This window comes from Vibrio sp. 1-2 (7-a), assembly GCF_013048515.1.
Lineage (GTDB): Bacteria > Pseudomonadota > Gammaproteobacteria > Enterobacterales > Vibrionaceae > Vibrio > Vibrio diabolicus.
The window spans coordinates 813,208-827,180 of sequence record NZ_VHSQ01000001.1; the positions used below are offsets into that span (position 1 = coordinate 813,208).

General features: G+C 44.7%; 13 protein-coding genes. 8 read left to right on the top strand and 5 right to left on the bottom strand.

Features of this window, described 5'->3' with window-relative positions:
• Window positions 1-209: 209 nt before the first annotated feature.
• From FKN08_RS03660 to FKN08_RS03675, 4 genes are all read right to left on the bottom strand, one after another.
• Window positions 210-974: a transcriptional regulator gene (locus FKN08_RS03660; RefSeq protein ID WP_139060185.1), complete on the bottom strand. Its 765-nt coding sequence runs from the start codon at window positions 972-974 to the stop codon at window positions 210-212.
• A 30-nt stretch (window positions 975-1,004) separates the two neighbouring features.
• Window positions 1,005-1,679, bottom strand: coding sequence for a GntR family transcriptional regulator (locus tag FKN08_RS03665; RefSeq protein ID WP_005393513.1), 675 nt, complete (start codon window positions 1,677-1,679; stop codon window positions 1,005-1,007).
• A gap of 152 nt (window positions 1,680-1,831) precedes the next feature.
• On the bottom strand, window positions 1,832-3,364 hold the full coding sequence (locus tag FKN08_RS03670; protein ID WP_170891367.1) for an aldehyde dehydrogenase (NADP(+)): 1,533 nt from the start codon (window positions 3,362-3,364) through the stop codon (window positions 1,832-1,834).
• 21 nt (window positions 3,365-3,385) lie between these two features.
• Complete coding sequence (locus tag FKN08_RS03675; protein ID WP_005389764.1) at window positions 3,386-4,387, bottom strand: 4-hydroxyproline epimerase; 1,002 nt, start codon at window positions 4,385-4,387, stop codon at window positions 3,386-3,388.
• A 109-nt stretch (window positions 4,388-4,496) separates the two neighbouring features.
• On the opposite strand from FKN08_RS03675, the gene FKN08_RS03680 reads away from it, so the two are divergent.
• The 7 genes from FKN08_RS03680 (at window position 4,497) to FKN08_RS03710 (ending at window position 12,317) form a co-directional block, all read left to right on the top strand.
• Window positions 4,497-5,753 carry an FAD-dependent oxidoreductase gene (locus tag FKN08_RS03680; RefSeq protein WP_170891368.1) on the top strand — a complete coding sequence of 419 codons (1,257 nt, stop codon included), beginning with the start codon at window positions 4,497-4,499 and terminating at the stop codon, window positions 5,751-5,753.
• 123 nt (window positions 5,754-5,876) lie between these two features.
• Window positions 5,877-6,950 carry an ABC transporter substrate-binding protein gene (locus FKN08_RS03685; RefSeq protein WP_170891369.1) on the top strand — a complete coding sequence of 358 codons (1,074 nt, stop codon included), beginning with the start codon at window positions 5,877-5,879 and terminating at the stop codon, window positions 6,948-6,950.
• Between the two features lie 98 nt (window positions 6,951-7,048).
• Window positions 7,049-8,023: an ornithine cyclodeaminase family protein gene (locus FKN08_RS03690; RefSeq protein ID WP_170891370.1), complete on the top strand. Its 975-nt coding sequence runs from the start codon at window positions 7,049-7,051 to the stop codon at window positions 8,021-8,023.
• Between the two features lie 56 nt (window positions 8,024-8,079).
• Entirely contained in the window at window positions 8,080-8,994 is a 915-nt protein-coding gene (locus FKN08_RS03695; protein ID WP_047008681.1) for a dihydrodipicolinate synthase family protein, read from the top strand.
• Window positions 8,995-9,067: 73 nt separating this feature from the next.
• Entirely contained in the window at window positions 9,068-10,189 is a 1,122-nt protein-coding gene (locus FKN08_RS03700) for an ABC transporter ATP-binding protein (protein ID WP_048626301.1), read from the top strand.
• Complete coding sequence (locus FKN08_RS03705; protein ID WP_170891371.1) at window positions 10,186-11,466, top strand: ABC transporter permease; 1,281 nt, start codon at window positions 10,186-10,188, stop codon at window positions 11,464-11,466. The genes FKN08_RS03700 and FKN08_RS03705 overlap by 4 nt, the downstream gene beginning before the upstream one ends.
• 2 nt (window positions 11,467-11,468) lie before the next feature.
• On the top strand, window positions 11,469-12,317 hold the full coding sequence (locus FKN08_RS03710) for an ABC transporter permease (RefSeq protein ID WP_005393492.1): 849 nt from the start codon (window positions 11,469-11,471) through the stop codon (window positions 12,315-12,317).
• Between the two features lie 120 nt (window positions 12,318-12,437).
• On the opposite strand, the gene FKN08_RS03715 is transcribed toward FKN08_RS03710, so the two are convergent.
• A complete protein-coding gene (locus FKN08_RS03715) occupies window positions 12,438-12,872 on the bottom strand; it encodes a hypothetical protein (protein ID WP_047008684.1) in 435 nt (144 codons plus the stop codon).
• A gap of 445 nt (window positions 12,873-13,317) precedes the next feature.
• Here FKN08_RS03715 and FKN08_RS03720 point away from each other — a divergent pair, with 445 nt between their 5' ends.
• The gene (locus FKN08_RS03720) at window positions 13,318-13,851 is read left to right on the top strand and encodes a DNA repair protein (RefSeq protein ID WP_170891372.1); all 534 of its coding nucleotides are present in this window, start codon (window positions 13,318-13,320) and stop codon (window positions 13,849-13,851) included.
• Window positions 13,852-13,973 lie beyond the last annotated feature (122 nt).

The window sequence follows — 13,973 nt, forward strand, 5'->3', positions numbered from 1 at the left end:
TAAATCCATTAGTTATTCCTTAAGTTCCTTAGTAGTTTCAGCGTAATAATAAGGAAAAAAACAAAGATGAAATGGAGGGTTCTCTTAGTCGACTAATTGTTGTTTGCTAAATAGAAAGTAAGTTTCGGGACGGGAAACTCTACTTATTAGAGATTTGGTAGGAATAAATGATGCGTTCTAGGTTTGGGGTAAATTTTTAATCTGATGTTTTAATTTATTTTAGTCAATTGGGCGACGTGCTTTAACAGGCTTCCATCAATATCCGGCAAGTCATCTGCGAAAAATATCTGAGCGCCAGGAGTGCAGCGCATTAATATATTTGTTAGTTCACCTTCGTTGTTGGAAGTGTTAACTGCGTTAAGTTTCGCTAATTTATTACAAAGCTCGTCCTCTATTTGCACTTTTTGCTCTTCGGTGAGCCTAATGCGACCCACACACACACCTGGGTTGATGTTATGAGAAAGCGACTCTTGTTGAAATCGCTCTTTGAATAAGGTGTCCAATGCGGTACCTTCTTCCATAATAAATCGACGACCAGAACGGTAAAACAAGCCGTCTCCGAAGTTTTCGACATATCCTAGAATTTCCGCGATACGCAAATAGAATCGTAAGCTTGTATCAGAAAGTCCGTATGTATGGGCTATCTCTTGCGGTTTAATATCACGAGAAGTCAGCATATAAATAAAATCAAGTAAATAAGGATGCTCAACGAAAAGGGCACTCTCTTCATCTGTTAGCATTTGCTCGTTTTGGTGCTGAAGCTCGTTGGCTAAGGTTGCGAGTTCGATGAGATCGGTATTCAGGTAGTTCAGATAAACAAGTACTTTATCCAAACCTAAAGCAGGATTATGTAGGTGGCGTTTAATACTAGATAAAGGGATGCCACTTTTCTCTGACAAGGAATTATAGCAAAGCCCTTCTTCTTTAATCTTTTGTCGTAGCGCTGCGAGTAAAAACTTTGGTCCAACATTCATCCTTGAATATCACCTTATTCGTTATTCCGTTTACTGGCTGATATTTTGCCTTTCAAGCAGCAGGTTTCGAATCGCTGTGCCTGCTTCTAGAATGTGTTTTTTCAGCAGGTACTTGGCGCCTTCTATATCGCGATTCTGGCACATTTCAAACAAGCTTAAGTGCTCTTCTTCTGCCTTTTTAATGCCTGTTGTAAACAATAGCTGCATGCGTATGTATCGGTCACACTTTGTGTTCAGGCTGTAAATGACGTCCATAGTTTCAGGCATGTTGGCTGGCGCATATAGGGCTTTATGGAATTCGTAGTTGTAGTTGCTCCATTCTTCTACTTCGTCGCCACTGTTCACTACTGACTCGAAACGTTCGCGAACTTCGCGCGCGCGTTCAAGGTCAGCGTCTGTCATATTTTGAATCGCACGCTCTAAAATGTGGCATTCCACGACAGCACGCAGTTCAAATAGCTCATTGATTTTCTCTGGAGATAGCTCAGTGACCGTCGCACCTTTGTGAGGTTCAAAGCTAACGAGTCCTTGTGCTTCCAATTGAACTAACGCTTCACGCACAGGAATGCGGCTAACATTAAACTCTTTTGCTAACGCATCTTGACGTAAAGGTTGACCAGTTTTTAACTCGCCCTTCAAGATCTGAGTTCGAATTGCTTCCTCAACGAGCTGAGTGCGCGTTTTAAAAACAGGTTTCTGTGACATTGAAGTCTCCCGTGAAATTAATATTGTATCCAATCCATTTTACTTTAGTAGTTTATTGTTTTTCTGACACAAACCAACTAGGAAAGAAGGTTTTGAGAAGTAGAGTGAAATAAAAGGCATCAGTTGATGCCTTTTTGAGCCATTTGGTGATCTTATTGGGAGACTCTGCCATCTATGGCGCGTTGAATACCCAGTGGGTTCGACGCTTTTAATGAATCCGGCAATAAAGATTCTGGTAAAGCTTGATAAGCGACGGGACGCAACCAACGATGAATAGCCTCCGCACCGACAGATGTTGAGGCAGAATTGGTTGAAGCAGGATATGGTCCACCATGAACCATAGCGTAACCAACCTCGACGCCAGTTGGCCAACCGTTGAATACAATGCGTCCCGCGATTTCTTCCAAACTTGGAAGCAGTTGCTTCGCTTGTTCTTCGTCTTCAGCGGTAGTGTGAAGGGTTGCGGTGAGCGAGCCAGTCAGTGAATCACTCAGTTTCAACATGTCATCGAAATCTTCACAGATTACGATTAACGATTGAGGACCAAATATTTCTTCCTCCCATTGTGGGTTTTTACGCCAGTTTTTACTGTCCGTCACGAACAGTGCTGGTGAGACATTGGTCGCTTCTGCTTGTTCAGAACGAGTGACGTTAATGCCTGTTTCGGAAGCTCGCTTATCCACTTCGGATTCATATGTTTCTCGGATTCCTTGCGTTAGCAAAGTGGCCGTTGATTGTTGTCGAATTAACCCTTGAGCGGTTTCGATAAAGGCTTGCGTTTCTGGGCAATTCAAGACAAATACAACGCCTGGTTTTGTACAAAATTGTCCACAGCCCAAAGTCATAGAAGCCACAAATTCTTCAGCCAATGATGCGTTTGCCCGTATGGCTGAAGGGAGAATAAATGTTGGATTAATCGCCCCTAGTTCGCCATAGAAGGGGATTGGCTCTGGTCTTTGCTGGGCTAGATTGAACAGCGCACGGCCACCACCGACTGAACCTGTAAACCCAACCCCTTTAATTTTTGGATGGGTAACGAGTGCTTGGCCAAGTGCACGTTTGTTACCTTGCAATAGCGTGAAGATGGCTTGCGGTAAGCACTCTTTCTCAAGTGCAGCCTCAATACACTCAGCAACAAGTTGACTGGTGCCAGGGTGGGCGGTATGGCCTTTTACAATCACAGGACAGCCAGCCGCAAGTGCCGACGCCGTATCACCACCTGCAGTGGAAAATGCGAGCGGAAAATTAGACGCACCAAACACGGCGACAGGGCCAATTGCGATTTGCTGACGACGAATATCTGGTTTTGGCAGTGGTTGGCGGTCTGGGTTTGGCGTATCGAAAATTGCTTGATGGTGATTGCCCGATCTCACGACCTCGGCAAATAGTCGTAATTGGTTCGCGGTACGTCCTATTTCACCGCTTAAACGTGCTTCGGGAAGAGCAGTTTCCAAATGAGCACGAGCAACGATTTCTTCACTCTTCACTTCCAATTCAGAGGCGATAGAGCAAAGTAAGCTCGCTCGCTTTGCATTGCTTAGTTGGCGAAACTCACGCGCAACGCTTTGGGCGGCGGAGGCGGCTTGATTAACTTCTTGCTCTCCATGCACCGGAAACGCTGTGGGTAGAGGCTCACCAGTAAAGGCGTTGACTGCGTAAAAAGTGGTTGGTTCTTGTGGGTTCATCATTCTTCCTTACTATCCTTATTACTTCACTTCAAATCCGTACGCATATGGGTCTTCATCGTCTACCCATATCGTGTTGTGACCGTATACTTGTGCCCATCCTTCAATACTTGGCAAAATAGCGGCTTTGCCATTCACTTCGGTAATGCCTTCTATACGTCCTTGAAATAGGCTGCCGATGATACTTTCGTGAACAAAGTCTTCCCCTTGATTGAGTTTGCCTCTTGCATGCCATTGCGCCATGCGTGCACTTGTTCCCGTACCACATGGCGAGCGATCCAACGCTTTGTCGCCGTAAAACACAGCATTTCGAGCGGTAGCGTTTTCTTGAGTGGGCTCTCCGGTCCATAGCACGTGAGAAACACCGCACACTGTTGGATCTTCTGGATGTACGCACTCAACCGCTCGAGATACCGCTTCGCGAACTTTTGGAGAAAGCATCAAAATTTCATCTGGAGAGTAGTGTTCAAGTCCGGCGTAGTTTTCTTGAGGGTCGACGATTACGTAATAGTTTCCTCCATAAGCAACATCGACAGTGAGCTCACCTAAGCCCTCTATGTCCACGGTTACGTCTTGGTGGGCAAGGTAAGCTGGTACGTTAAATATCTTTACCGACGTGACCTTGTCACCTTTTGTTTGGTAGTGCACTTCGATTTGTCCTGCTGGGACATCAAGTATCAAACGACCTTCTTTTTTGGGAGTGATAAGGCGATTCTCGATAGCGGTGGTGACGGTTCCAATGGTGCCGTGGCCACACATTGGTAAGCAGCCACTGGTTTCAATAAACAGAATTGAAGCGTCTGCGTTATCGCTGCAAGGAGGCAAGACAACTGACCCCGACATCATTGAGTGTCCGCGAGGCTCAAACATGAGTGCCTGACGAATCCAATCATAATGCTCAAGAAAGTATTGGCGCTTTTCGCTCATGGTATTGCCTTCGAGTGGAGGCACACCGCCTGCGACCAGCCTAACTGGGTTGCCGCAGGTGTGGGCATCAATACAGAAAAAAGTTCCTTGTCTCATTTTTCGCTCCTTGCTGAAAAAATGGTTGAATTAAACAATAGTGATGTTAACGTAATGTAAAATATATTGTATACAATCTGCGTTTTCAAGTGTGACTCGGAGCATATTTATGTTGGTCAAGGATGAAACTAAAAAGGAAAGGATAGCTGTGATAGGTGCGGGGATTATTGGCTTATCAATTGGGTTGAAATTGCAGCAGCAAGGTTATCAAGTCACGATTTTTGATCCCAATGGCGTGGCGAATGGATGCTCTAAGGGAAATGCAGGTCATATCGCGACTGAGCAAATCTTCCCTCTTGCAACGCCAGCGCTGCTTCCACAATTACCTAAAATGCTGCTAGATCCCAAAAGTCCGGTTTCGATCCGTTGGCAAGATATTCCAAGCACTATCGGGTGGATGATTCGTTTTCTATTACAAACAAAGCCATCAGCCGCGGAGCAGGCAAAAAACGCGATTAAAACTCTTAACGAGCGGTCAGTGGCAAGTTGGCGTGGCGTGCTTGATTCAATCGGAAAAGCGCATCTAATAAAAATGAATGGTTCATTGCTCACTTTTGAAAACGAGAAACTGTTTAAAGACTACCAAAGTACGCTTAACTCACTGGCTAAAAACGGTGTGGCGTATCAAGTTTGGACGCAAGAGGCGATTCGAAAGCGGATACCTGATCTCAGCCATAAGGTTCGTGTCGGAGTCTTTTTTCCCGATACAGGACATACGCTAGACCCTTATCAGATCTGTGTTGAGCTAAGTGAAGCTTTTGAAGCTCTTGGCGGTAAGATTTTACAAAAAGGTGTATCTGCGTTGGAGAAAAATGGTGATGTGTTGGTTGAGTCTCAAACACATTCATTTGACCGAATCATTGTTGCCGCTGGTGTACATTCTAAGCTTTTGATACGGCAACTAACCGGAGTCAAAGTGCCTATTCAAGCCGAGCGTGGTTATCACCTAATGGTGGATGACAAGCGTGATGTATTGCCATTTCCTATTAGCTCTGCCGATAGAAAATTCATCATGACTCCGATGTCAGGTGGGCTACGATTGGCAGGCACTGTTGAGTATGCCGATGTAGAGTCACCACCCAATATGAAACGTTCAGAAATGCTTTTTCAGTTAGGCGATGAGATGTTTGAATCGGGGTTACATCCACTCAAGCAAGGAGAAAAGTGGATGGGTAATCGGCCTTCAACAGTCGACTCGTTACCGGTTATTGATAGCATTTGGGATGGAAATGTATTACTGGCATTTGGCCACCAACACCTTGGATTAACTCAAGCGGCGATTACGGCAGATCTCCTTTTAGAGCTTATTGAAGGAAAGCCGACATCGATTGATCTTTCACCTTTTTCATTACAACGATTTGCCTGAAAAATTTAATATTAAATATTGTATAAAATATATTAAATGCTAGTGTTAACTTAATTTTAACAAAACTGGTATCCAACAGCCGTACTCGGATGCCTCCAGAAAAACAACCAAAAGGAGTAAAACATGTCACGAATGACCAAAGCACCATTGGCGCTGTTGATTTCAGGAATGCTGTTGGGGACCTCTGCTTATGCTGAAGACAAATTGACGGTCGTATCTTGGGGTGGTGCATTCACCAAGAGCCAAGTGGAGGCATATCACAAGCCTTTCATTAAAAAAACAGGTGTCGAGATCGTATCCGAGGATTTCAGCGGCGGATTAGCCGAAATTAAAGCGCAGGTGGAAGCGAACAACGTGCGCTGGGATTTGGTTTCTCTCGACAAGCCGGACATTGTTCGTGGTTGTGCAGAAGGGCTATTAGAACCAGTGAGCCCAAGTATTTTGCCTCCGGGCGCAGATGGAACACCAGCACAAGAGGATTTCATTGATGGTGCGATTCACGAGTGCGCAATCAATACCATCGTTGTGTCCACAGTATTAGCGGTGAACGAAGACGCGTTTAAAGGTAAGGCTTTGCCTAGCAAGTTGACCGATCTCTTTGACCTAAAAACTTTTCCAGGTCGACGTGCATTGCAAAAACAACCTCAGGGCAATCTTGAGTGGGCACTATTGGCTGATGGTGTAAAGCCAGAAGAGGTCTACAGCCTGCTCGAAACCGAAGCGGGGCGTGAGCGTGCTTTTGCTAAGTTGGATACGATCAAATCAGAAGTGCTGTGGTGGACAACCGGTGCCCAGCCACCTCAAATGCTTGCAGACAAAGAAGTGGTGATCGCCTCGGCGTTTAACGGCCGAATTCACAATGCCCGTAAAGATGAAGGTCAACCATTTCGGATTATATGGGACCGTCAAATGGGTTACATGAATGGATGGGCGATACCTAAAGGGAGTGAGAACACAAAGCTTGCATTGGACTTCATCGCTTTTTCTTCAGGAACAAAACCATTAGCTGATCAAGCTAAGTATGTTGCCTATGGGCCTACGCGTAAATCGTCTTCGGCGGAGGTGAACCCAGACATTTTAGCGAACCTTCCTACCGCACCTCAAAACTTCCAAGCCGCCTTCCTGATTAACGATGAATGGTGGTCAGACTACGCGGATGAACTAAATGAAGAGTTTAATACTTGGCTGCTTAATTAGGCGTTAATTTGTGTATGGGGCCGAGTTTTCATCCATAAGCGAGGTTCCGTACTTTTCCTCAACTGTATTTATGTTTTATTTATGTTTTCGGAGAAATGATGAAAGTCATCGAAGCACAGCAAGTCGCGCAATGTTTAACAATGAAGTCTCTTATTGAAACGATGCGTGAAATGTACTCGCGGCCAGCGACAATACCTCAACGCCGAGTTATGCCCTTAGAAGAGGGAGAATACGAGGCGTTTGTGCTACTTCCAGCTTGGAACCAGGAGTTGATTGCGGTGAAAGCCTTTACGTATTTCCCGCATAACCCTGAGCACGGCAAAGATACGCTTGCATCTAAGCTGCTTGTTTTTAGACGAAACGATGGTGAGCCGATCGCACTCGTAGACGGTAAAGTTTTAACGTTTTGGCGCACCGCCGCAGCTTCTGCGTTGGCAGCGGACTACTTAGCGTGCCCCGATGCTGATCGTTTGTTGATCTGCGGAACGGGTAATCTTGCGCCTTATTTTGCTTGGGCATACGCTGCGGTTCGCCCGCTTAAGCAGGTTTACATTTGGGGGCGCAACTCAGACAAAGCCGAGGCGACGGTAGATGCCATTGTGTCATCTTCAGAGTATCAGTCGCTTCCTGATGAGCGTCGGTTTCGCGTTTCAGTCGTAGAAAATGTGGACCAAGTTATCAAACACGTTGACATCATCAGTTGTATCACTGCATCAGCTGAGCCTTTGTTTAATGGCGCGGACGTGCAGCCGGGTACCCATATTGATTTGGTCGGTAATCATGACTTGGATAAGCGTGAATGCGACTCCGAAGCAGTGCAACGAGCGCAGGTGTATGTCGATAGCCGCATTAATGTATTAGCCGAAGCGGGCGATCTTCTCATTCCAATTCAAGAGGGCGTGTTCACTTCAGAGGATATCAAAGGGGAATTACCACAGCTTTGCGCCCAACAAATCTCAGGACGTCAAAACGATGAGGTCATTACTTTATACAAATCAGTTGGCAGTGCTTTGGCTGATTTGGCCGCTGTAAAGGCGGTGTTGTTAGAAAATGGCATAGATAGCCATGCCTGAGCATTTTTGCTCGTTTATTTAAATTGCATACAATATACATATAAGGAAAGTAGTTCATGAAAATTGATTGGAAAGGTGTTTATCCGGCGGTCAGTACGCAATTTCGTCAAGATCAGTCAATCGACTTAGACGCAACGCAAACTGTTATAGATAACCAAATTAAAGATGGTGTGAATGGCATTATCTGCTTGGGTACCGTCGGTGAGAACTGCGCGTTGTACCCGGAGGAGAAACGCCAGGTCTTGCAAGCGGCAAAAGAAGTCGTAAATGGCCGTGTGCCTTTGATTGCTGGTACAGCAGAGTCTATTACTACAGCAGCTGTTGATTACATGCAGGATGCGTACAAAATTGGTATCGATGGTTGTATGGTGATGCCTGCCATGGTTTACCGCACGTCTGAGAGCGAAACGTTCGAATATTACCGCACGCTAGCAGAAGCAACGCCAGAAATGCCAATCATGATTTACAACAACCCGGTTGCTTATGGTGTCGATGTAAACCTCGATATCATGGCGCAACTGGCTGAGTTTGAAAGCATTGTAGCTATCAAAGAGTCGACCACTGATACTCGTCGTATCACCGAGCTTTACAATAAATTTGATGACCGCTTTACCGTGTTCAGTGGTGTTGATGACATCGCTCTTGAATCATTGATGCTAGGTGCGACTGGCTGGATTTCTGGTTTAACCAACGCATTCCCAGAAGAGTCCGTCGCGATTTATAAACTGGCAAGCCAAGGTCGTTATGCTGAAGCGTTAGAAATCTACCGTTGGTTCTTACCGCTACTGCGTTTAGACACCATTCCTACGCTGGTTCAGTGCATTAAACTGGCCGAGCAAGTCTGCGGACGTGGCTCTGAACAAGTTCGTGCGCCACGCCAACTTTTACAAGGTGAAGAGCGTCAACAAGTCATTCAAATGGTTGAACATGCGTTAGAAACCCGCTTAGACCTATCCAAATACAATCTGTAATTGTGCTGTTTAGTAGAGCGTTAACTGACGCTCTACTCATTCGTAATATTCAAAAAATGAGAAGAGGGAAGTCATGAGCACGGAAAACAAGGACTATGTCAGCTTTCAACACGTTAAGAAAACCTACGATGGCACGAATTTGGTGGTGAAAGACTTCAACTTAGATATTGCTCCTGGAGAGTTTGTTACTATGTTGGGGCCGTCAGGATCGGGCAAGACCACTTGCTTGATGATGCTAGCAGGCTTTGAAACTGCGACCGGTGGAGACATTTATATTGATGGCGTTCCTGTTAATCATCTCGCGCCGCACAAGCGCGATATTGGTATGGTGTTTCAAAACTATGCGTTGTTTCCACATATGACCATTGCTGAGAATCTTGCGTTTCCTTTAAAGGTACGAAAACTCGACAGTGACACGATTCAAAGCAAAGTTCAGAGTGTATTAGAAATGGTCGAGCTTGAGCATGTTGCGACTCGATACCCAAAGCAGTTATCAGGTGGTCAACAACAGCGTGTCGCGTTAGCGCGAGCATTAGTGTTTGAACCTAAACTCGTGTTGATGGATGAGCCGCTAGGCGCATTAGATAAGCAGCTGCGTGAGCAAATGCAGATGGAGATTAAACATTTGCATGAAAAGCTTGGCATCACCATTTTGTATGTGACGCACGATCAAGACGAAGCTCTCACTATGTCCGACCGTATTGCGGTTTTTAATCACGGCGAAGTGCAACAACTCGCGACACCTACCGAGCTTTATGAATCTCCGAGTAATACGTTTGTTGCGCAGTTTATTGGAGAAAACAACCAACTCTCAGGTTTAGTCAAAGAGTGGAACGGAAAGTATTGCCAAGTGCTCGTTGGGAAAGAGTTATTTACTGCGAAACCTGTCAGAGTATCTGAGCAAGGGCAGAGGACAACACTTTCCATTCGACCAGAAAAGATTGTTATTCAACCAGAGAAAGCGTCTTGTGAGAACCAAGTCTCAGGCGTCCTACGAGAATTGATTTATCACGGTGATCATTATCGTTTGGTCGTCGAAGTAGAGAGCGTTGGTCACTTCATCGTTAAAGTACCTAACGATAATCGTAAACACTTGCAGTTAACGCCTGGCTCAATTTGTCGTATTGGTTGGCAAAGTGACGATTGCCATGCTCTTGATGGGACACAAACTCAAAGTAGCGAGGTAGCAGCATGAGTCGAGAGCTAACCGTATTAGATTCTGTATTGGAGATCGAACGCCAAGTTCATCAGCAAGAAACCAATCTGAAAGCGCAGTTGCAAAAGGCAGAGCGCCGAAAAAAGCTTCGCTCCATTATGCTCACAACGCCATTGGTGTGTTTTATTCTGCTTACGTTTGCTTTTCCTATCCTCGATATGCTTTATCGAAGCGTGGATAACCGAGAAATATCCCAGTCACTACCACAAACTATTCAAGCATTAGAAAGTTGGGATTATCAAGGTCTGCCTCATCAAGAAGTCATTGAGGCATTCTCTGTTGAAGTACTTGCGCTTTATCAAAGCAAAGAGCTACCGAAAATAGCCAGCCGAATGAATATTGAAGTGTCTGGTATGCGCAGCTTATTGATGAAAACAGGTAGAAAGTTGTCTCGTTTGGCGTCGCTGCCGAGCTCGGTGACACAGCTGGCTAAGCTGGATAAGCGATGGGCTAATCCTAAATATTGGGCGGCGTTTAAGAATCTTAGTGGCGCATTAACATTCAGTCATTATCTTGCTGCGCTAGACTTGCAAGTGAATGAGTTTGGAGACATTGAGCCCCAACCAGAAAAACGCCAAATATACGTCGACCTTTTCTTTAAAACTTTTTGGATGTCTATTTCAATCACCTTAATTTGTTTGGTGATGGCGTACCCCGTTGCTTACCTGCTTGCCAATTTACCTGATAAGCGCGCGAACTTACTTTTAATCATTGTGCTGCTGCCATTTTGGACGTCATTATTAGTCAGAACCACGTCTTGGATTGTTCTGCTGCAAAACCAAGGGGTCATTAATGATCTCCTTATTTGGTCGGGTTTTACTTCCGAACGAATTCAGATGATTCACAATACCTTCGGAACGGTGGTGTCTATGGTTCACATTCTGCTGCCGTTTATGATCCTGCCTCTGTACAGCGTAATGAAAGGAATTAGCCCAACTTATTTCCGTGCCGCTCGTTCTCTAGGCGCGACGCCTTTCATTGCGTTCATCAAAGTTTATATGCCGCTTACGTTACCGGGGATAGGTGCGGGGGCCTTGCTCACTTTCATTCTTTCTATTGGTTTCTACATTACGCCCGCTTTGGTTGGTGGAAGAAGCGGACAGATGATATCCAATATGATTGCCTATCATATGCAGACATCACTGAACTGGGGGATGGCTGGCGCATTGGGTGGACTGCTTTTGTTCGTTGTACTGGTTCTGTTTTATATATTCAACCGTGTGGTTGGCATGAATAACCTTAAGGTAGGAGGATAACCATGGCATTACCAAACTATGCATCAAAAGTAGAGCGAGTCGCTTACGCAGGCTACTTAGTTTTTTGTGGGTTGGTGCTGTTCTTTTTAATCGCTCCAATTCTGACCATCATCCCGTTATCGTTTAATGCAACGCCTTACTTTACTTTTACCGAGGGGATGCTAAACCTTGATTCGGCAGCGTATTCTACTCGCTGGTATCAAGAAATGTTTACTAGTGATCAGTGGCTGTTGGCGCTGAAAAACAGCACGTTCATTGCTTTTATGGCGACACTCGTTGCAACAGGGCTAGGAACTCTGGCGGCGTTGGGTTTAGCCAGTAGTAATTTGCCTTTTCGCAATACCATTATGGCGCTGTTGATCTCACCCATGATCGTACCAGTCATTATCTCTGCTGCTGCGATGTACTTTTTCTACACACGCCTTGGCTTATCACAAACTTATCTAGGCGTCATTTTGGCACACGCTGCGTTAGGTACGCCTTTTGTCGTCATTACCGTTACTGCGACCTTAAGCGGCTTTGATCATAGCCTGGTAAAAGCGGCGGCTAGCTTAGGAGCAAACCCTGTTTATACTTTCAGACACATTACCTTTCCGCTGATTCGTCCGGGGATGATTTCTGGCGGCTTGTTTGCCTTTGGCACCTCGTTCGACGAGGTTGTGGTGGCGTTATTCCTGACTGGGGCAGAACAAAAAACCGTTCCGAGGCAGATGTGGTCAGGAATTCGAGAGCAAATTAGTCCGACCATATTGGCGGTCGCTACGTTGTTGATTTTTATGTCGGTGTGTTTGCTCGTGACATTAGAAGTTTTACGTAGACGTAATGTACGCATTCGGGGCATTCAAGAATAACCAGACTTTTTCTTTGTTGGTCACTATGCACTTTTGTTTAGGGACACCTCAATTTTTGACCAAGTGCGCCTTATTGTAGGCGCTTTTCTTTTGTGTTTGTCGTCAGCGATGACTGACATATCACTCTTGTAGCTTAATGCCAGCTTGCTCGAAACGTGCCAAAGGCGACTTGTTCGATTGCTGATACCAACTAGCTGGCATGTTTGATTTAAGTTGCGCTTTTTCTTCCTTGCTAATCACAACATAGTGCAAAAACGTATTAAGTGTGGTTACCATCACGTCAAACGTCATTTCCCCATCTTTGCTGATGGCTTTCAATAACCCAACGACGGTTTCCTCAGAGACTAACGGTTCAACCACCGCGTTTTTTCGCTCTTTTATTGATGTTGAAGCGGGCAGGTTTGCACGTGCCGTCTCCCAGCAAACTTTGTTGGTTTTACTGACAAGGTTGTGCTTGTAGCAGTAGTAACTGAATAAAAAGCGTGGCAGATTTTGCCAGCGTTCGGCTTGGACTTCTAACCAAAGGTGTTGTAGCTCAATATCAGCGTCGGTCATAAATATTATGGAAGATTACTAAAGTAGTGGCATTCTAACGTTTCATCAGTAACCCCGTCTATGATCAGCATAGTCCGATGTAGTATGTTGAAATTTTGGTTCTCAATGAAATAGTGGCTTTTCATTACTGTAAATAGTGAGTGTTTTGTCCAATCTCTGACATTGATATTTGACTTTGGTAGTAGAGTGTGAGCGTTTTTGTTTTTATAGTGTCAATTTTATACCGTTACATACTTGGGATTGCCTTTTCTAAAATAAATACTTTTATCAAAGTAACTGTGTGATTCTCATTCAAATAGTTGGTGGTTCTAAGTGATGAAAATTCTGTTTATTACGTTACAATCGAGATTAGGTAGTAATGTGTAGCGTGCTGACGAAAACCTCGCGTCTTCTATCTTGCTTTTTGTGTGCTACTTTTTAGTAAGTATCTTTTGGGTGGATTTTTATGTTTGGAGTTAAAAGAAATGCTGCTATATCTGGCTTGTATCAAGCAAGTGAGTTAAAAGCAAAGCTGTTCTCCAAGGAGTTGGAAATCTTAAGACTTAGGGCTGAGTCTGAGTTTAATAAAGTGCTCGATGAGTTACTAAGAATTAAAGATAACAATACCAGACTACGTGAAAGTGGACTTATTGATAAGCTCGAGCAAGAAAAGTCTAAGTGGAACAGCGGTCAGCTTAAAGATATCGAACAGCGCATAAGTAACGTTGAGCTCTTTATCAAGGATTGTGCTTTATATATCAGCAACATTGAGTCCCAATTCGCTGAGGATAGCGATTTAGGATATGGTGAATTGAGCAGTCGTTCCCTTGAAGACGAGTTGGAAACACTATCTTTTAGTAAGATCCTTAACGCATCTGCACATGAGTACTTTTATAACTCTAAAGAGTATGAAATGTACCTTGAAAACACACCAAATACCGAATTTTTGCACGCGTTAAAAGAACAAATTACCGCACTCTTCGACCACAAAGCAGCCTAGAACCTACAGAGTATTAGCCCATTGTCCGATTCCTTCTTTAGGGGCTTTGATTCGCGAATTTTTACCGACCCGCTTTGGAGTATACCTAGCCATTTAACGTGCTGGGTATACCCGTTTAACTA

Coding starts and splice junctions, on each gene's coding strand:
- FKN08_RS03660 (WP_139060185.1), bottom strand. CDS start 974: ATGAATGTTGGACCAAAGTTTTTACTCGCAGCGCTACGACAAAAGATT.
- FKN08_RS03665 (WP_005393513.1), bottom strand. CDS start 1,679: ATGTCACAGAAACCTGTTTTTAAAACGCGCACTCAGCTCGTTGAGGAA.
- FKN08_RS03670 (WP_170891367.1), bottom strand. CDS start 3,364: ATGAACCCACAAGAACCAACCACTTTTTACGCAGTCAACGCCTTTACT.
- FKN08_RS03675 (WP_005389764.1), bottom strand. CDS start 4,387: ATGAGACAAGGAACTTTTTTCTGTATTGATGCCCACACCTGCGGCAAC.
- FKN08_RS03680 (WP_170891368.1), top strand. CDS start 4,497: ATGTTGGTCAAGGATGAAACTAAAAAGGAAAGGATAGCTGTGATAGGT.
- FKN08_RS03685 (WP_170891369.1), top strand. CDS start 5,877: ATGTCACGAATGACCAAAGCACCATTGGCGCTGTTGATTTCAGGAATG.
- FKN08_RS03690 (WP_170891370.1), top strand. CDS start 7,049: ATGAAAGTCATCGAAGCACAGCAAGTCGCGCAATGTTTAACAATGAAG.
- FKN08_RS03695 (WP_047008681.1), top strand. CDS start 8,080: ATGAAAATTGATTGGAAAGGTGTTTATCCGGCGGTCAGTACGCAATTT.
- FKN08_RS03700 (WP_048626301.1), top strand. CDS start 9,068: ATGAGCACGGAAAACAAGGACTATGTCAGCTTTCAACACGTTAAGAAA.
- FKN08_RS03705 (WP_170891371.1), top strand. CDS start 10,186: ATGAGTCGAGAGCTAACCGTATTAGATTCTGTATTGGAGATCGAACGC.
- FKN08_RS03710 (WP_005393492.1), top strand. CDS start 11,469: ATGGCATTACCAAACTATGCATCAAAAGTAGAGCGAGTCGCTTACGCA.
- FKN08_RS03715 (WP_047008684.1), bottom strand. CDS start 12,872: ATGACCGACGCTGATATTGAGCTACAACACCTTTGGTTAGAAGTCCAA.
- FKN08_RS03720 (WP_170891372.1), top strand. CDS start 13,318: ATGTTTGGAGTTAAAAGAAATGCTGCTATATCTGGCTTGTATCAAGCA.